This is a genomic window from Seonamhaeicola marinus (assembly GCF_008085455.1).
The window spans coordinates 1-386 of record NZ_VSDQ01000096.1 but is presented as its reverse complement, the minus strand read 5'-3'; the positions used below and the strand labels follow the sequence as shown (position 1 = coordinate 386).

The 386-nt window shown below is 33.9% G+C and carries 1 protein-coding gene; it reads right to left on the bottom strand.

Annotation, left to right across the window (positions count from 1 at the left end; all coding sequences use genetic code 11):
• Positions 1-386, bottom strand: a 386-nt coding sequence (locus tag FUA24_RS00605) for a site-2 protease family protein (protein ID WP_187388120.1), incomplete at both ends; no start/stop codon positions are given.

Genomic DNA, 386 nt, shown 5'->3' with positions numbered 1-386 from the left:
ATTGCTTTGTAGATATCATTGCCGTTTGCAAACAGTACTAAAGCTATTAAAATAAAGAAACCAACCATTTGTGCATACTCCATAAATTTATCACCAGGTTTTCTTCCTGAAACCATTTCATACAATAAAAACATAACATGGCCACCATCTAGAGCAGGAATTGGTAATAAGTTTAAAACCCCAAGCATAATAGATAAAAAGGCAGTTATACTCCAAAATGATTGCCAGCTCCAAGTTTTAGGAAAAATATCATAAATGGCTTTAAAACCACCTACACCTTTATAAGCACCAGTACTTGGTGTAAATATAGCCCCTAATTGATCCCAATAAGACACTACTCTATCTTTTGCCTTTTTTAAGCCAACTGGGAAAGACTCAAAAAAACT